Consider the following 3,787-nt stretch of genomic DNA (forward strand, 5'->3'; position numbering starts at 1 on the left):
TTGCCGAGCTGCTCGACGAGATCGAGATGGGCAAGGGCTTCATCGACCGCTACCCGGCGGAGCTTTCCGGCGGCCAGAAGCAGCGCGTCTGCATCGCTCGTTCGCTCGCCGCCAAGCCGAAGCTGATCATCTGCGACGAGGTGACGTCGGCGCTCGATCCGCTGGTCGCCCACGGCATCCTCAAGCTTCTGCTCAACCTGCAGCAGGTCGAGAAGGTCGCGTACCTATTTATTACCCACGATTTTGCAACCGTGAGATCAATCGCCGATTCGATCGCGGTGATGTATCGCGGCGAAGTGGTACGCTACGGCTCGAAGAGCAAAGTGCTGATGGCGCCCTTTGATCCCTATACCGACTTGCTGTTGTCGTCAGTGCCAGAGATGCGGCCGGGTTGGCTGGATGAGGTTCGCGACGCGGTCGCCACGACATGTTGCTAACGAGGCGACGCTGTACAACTGGAACGCCCAAATGGGGCGGTAAATGATGTCTTTGTCTCATGAAGAACTGCCCGACCCTTGGATCATGTCCCGGGATGTGGTGTAGCTGGCGGCATTGGTCGCCGAGCTCTCCGGCATAGGCCGGGCTGATCAGCGCGCCACGGCTGGCAGGCTGATGAGGGGATCATCGCTCATCTGGCTGATTGTCTCAAGGGTCATATAGCGGGCTCGCTGGACGGCCCACTCATCATTCTGTTCGAGCAGCAGCGCCCCGACGAGACGCACGATCGCATCGTCGTTCGGGAAGATTCCGACGACCTCGGTGCGTCACTTGATCTCGCCGTTGAGACGCTCGATCGGATTCGTAACCGGTATAAGACACGCGGTGCCGATGTCCGGCTGCGGTTTCCAGGATCGTGGCGTATGGTGCGACCATCCGGGACGGATGGCACCGGGAGCACGAAGGTGCGGGCAGGCCGATGCATTCGATGAGCTGCGAGCTCGTGTTAGTAGCTGGCCGCCTCTGCGACTCGCCCGGTTGCGCCGTGAGCGCGGATCCGTAGTTGTCGTGTCGCCCGCCGCTCCCGTCATTCGATCTGACAGGAGCGCCAATGCGACGCCTAGTTGGAATGGACATCCACCGAACCTTCGGGGAGGTGGTTTTCTGGGAAGCAGGCAGACTTCGACATGGTGGTCGTGTCGACATGACCCGCACCGCTCTGGAAGGCTTCGGCAAAAGCCTTCTGGCGACAGACGAGGTGGTGATCGAAGCGACCGGCAACTGCATGGCAGTGTCACGGATGTTGTCGCCCTTCGTGAAGCGGGTGGTCATCGCCAATCCGCTTCAGGTGAAGGCGATCGCCCATGCCCATGTGAAGACCGACAAGGTTGACGCGGGCACGTTGGCCAGTTTGTTCGCGGCGGGCTATCTGCCGGAGATCTGGACGCCGGATGCCGCCACCGAGCGGATGCGCAGGCTGGTCGCGCGTCGCTACTAGGTCGTGCGTCATCGGACCCGGATCAAGAACGAGGTGCACGCGATCCTTCATGCGCACCTGATCCCGAAGTATCCGCACGCCGATCTGTTCAACGGTCGCGGTCGCTCGTGGTTGATACGCCAGCCGATCCCAAATGATGAACTATTGGCAATCGAGCGACATGTGCGCGAACTCGATCGTCTTGCCGAGGACCTGGCGATCCTTGATCAGGAGATTGCCCAGAGCACGCTGGACGATCCCACAATCAAACGTCTGCTCACGATCACTGGCGTCAACCTGACCGTGGCGGCGGGGTTGATCGCGGCAATCGGCGACATCGCCCGCTTCAAGAGTCCCAAGAAACTGGTCAGCTATTTCGGGCTCAATCCGCGCGTGCGCCAGTCGGGCCTTGGCGCCGCCCATCATGGCCGGATCAGCAAGGTCGGGCGCAGCCATGCCCGGTCGATGCTGGTTGAAGCCGCCTGGGCGGCCGCGAAGACACCCGGGCCGTTGCACGCCTTCTTCGTTCGCATCAGAGCCAAACGCGGCCATCAGGTGGCCGCCGTGGCGGTAAGCTGACGGTGCTCGTCTGGCATTTGCTGACGAGGGAGAAAGACTACCTGTGGGCCCGACCCAGCCTAGTCGCTCACAAGGTCCGCAGCATGGAGTTGCAGGCCGGCAAGCCGCAAAGAAAAGGCAATGCTCGCGGCCACGCCTATGCCTACAACGTCAAGGAATTGCGGAACCAGGAGATGCACATCGCCAGGAAGGCCCAGAGCGCGCGGACGCCTCAATCCGGCAAGGCTCGAATAGAGGCTGCCTGGCGGCGCTTGCAGCCGATGCGCCGCGCTTCGCCACGAGGTCGTCCGCGCGCCTGAAGGGTATCCCGAAGGAATCTGCTTGTCGATCTTATCCGTCGAGTGGAGCTTGGCCCGGTGCTCCTTCGGGAAGGTCATATAGGCCAGCACGTCAGGTTCGGCGTTGTCGAGGATGGCGGCCAGCTTCGGGACCTTGGGCCGGATCTGATCAGCCACGGCGCGCCATTGGGTGCTCGCAGCCTCGGGCGTTTCCTGGGCGAAGGCGGTGGCGATGAAGGCCGCGACGACCCTGCGGCCGCTCTTGCCGGCATGCGCCAGCACGTTCCTCATGAAGTGGACGTTATGCCGACGTCGGCATAATGCAGAGCGTTTTTAGCTTGGCGTCGCGCAGAAAGGCGGGTGGCGAGAGCGCGCTGTGGCGGATCGCGACGGTGAGCTAAAAACGTGTTGGACTAAGCCGCCGGCACGGGTGGCCGCTATGGGCATTCAATTGAGGCCGCACCGCGAAACAGGCATCGCGTGGGCGCAGACGCAGCCCGGACGCGGCGCTTGCAGGGGTCGCATGCGTTGAAAGCGACACGGATATCGGTCCGGCAAAGTGAGGGCCGGCGCCGCGCCCTGCCGGAGAGGCGGCCAGGAGGTGACGGCGCGCACCATCGCGGGGACCGGCTCGGTTTCCGGCCGAACGGTCCGGGCGATACGATGACGAAGAAAGCCGAGCGTGACCTTCATGATGTATCCCAGTATGGCGGGGGTCCGGTGACGCCGTCGAAGACTTCGATGACAATCATCTGCCCTTGGTGACAGGCCGGGCATTGCCGCAGGGAGTGGCCCGTAAGGTCCTCGTAGCGGTCGCGATAGTCCCTTTCGATCGGCTCGACCGACGGCTCGGGAGCCGGCATGCCGAGTAGGTCGCGGCAGCGGGCAAGCTTTTGCGCGCGATGGCGATTGCCGAGAAAGCCGTAATAGCGGATGCGATGGAAGCCCTCGGGTAGGACGTGAAGCAGGAAGCGGCGGATGAACTCGTCGGCCGAGACGGTCATGACCTTCTGCCGATCACCATGCCGGTAGTCTTTCCAGCGGAAACGAACGGCGCCATCCTCGATGTCGACGAAACGGCTGTTGGAGATGGCGACGCGGTGCGTGTAGCGGCCGACGTAGTCGAGGACCTGTTCGGGCCCGGCGAAGGGCGGCTTGGCGTAGGTCACCCACTCGGCCTTTCGAAGCGGCGCCAAGGCGCGCTCAGGCCCTGCAAGTCGGAGAAGAACTGCAGTTCGCCGGCCGCAAAGGCTTTCTCCAGGCGCTCTAGAAACAGCCGCCGGAACAGGCGTGAGAGCACGCGGACCGGCAGGAAGAAGCCGGGCCTGCAGGCAATCCATCGCGTGCCGTCCGGCGAGAACCCGCCACCCGGGACGACGCAGTGCAGGTGCGGGTGGTGCAGCAGATTCTGGCCCCGGGTGTGCAGCACCGCGAAGAAGCCGATCTCGGCGCCCAGATGTCTGGGATCGGCGGCGATGGTGCGCAGCGTCTCGGCGGGGGCGCGGGAGAGAAGGCC

Annotated in this window: 1 protein-coding gene and 4 pseudogenes; 2 read left to right on the top strand and 3 right to left on the bottom strand. The window is 63.5% G+C overall.

Features of this window, described 5'->3' with window-relative positions; all coding sequences use genetic code 11:
• Nucleotides 1-437 (top strand): ATP-binding cassette domain-containing protein (locus EOA33_RS27445; RefSeq protein WP_127407070.1); only part of this gene is annotated, 437 nt, incomplete at its 5' end.
• 150 nt (nt 438-587) lie between these two features.
• Here the strand turns inward: EOA33_RS27445 and EOA33_RS27450 are convergent.
• A pseudogene (locus EOA33_RS27450) lies at nt 588-803 on the bottom strand (transposase); the annotation flags it as partial.
• A gap of 263 nt (nt 804-1,066) precedes the next feature.
• Between EOA33_RS27450 and EOA33_RS27455 the strand changes: the two are divergent.
• A pseudogene (locus EOA33_RS27455) lies at nt 1,067-2,292 on the top strand (IS110 family transposase).
• Nucleotides 2,293-2,313: 21 nt separating this feature from the next.
• On the opposite strand, the pseudogene EOA33_RS27460 reads toward EOA33_RS27455, so the two are convergent.
• Together EOA33_RS27460 and EOA33_RS27465 are read right to left on the bottom strand one after the other, a co-directional pair.
• A pseudogene (locus EOA33_RS27460) lies at nt 2,314-2,583 on the bottom strand (transposase); the annotation flags it as partial.
• Between the two features lie 377 nt (nt 2,584-2,960).
• Nucleotides 2,961-3,787 (bottom strand): annotated as a pseudogene (locus tag EOA33_RS27465) (transposase); the annotation flags it as partial.

Origin of the sequence: Mesorhizobium sp. M4A.F.Ca.ET.050.02.1.1 (genome assembly GCF_003997725.1) — a bacterium.
Lineage (GTDB): Bacteria > Pseudomonadota > Alphaproteobacteria > Rhizobiales > Rhizobiaceae > Mesorhizobium.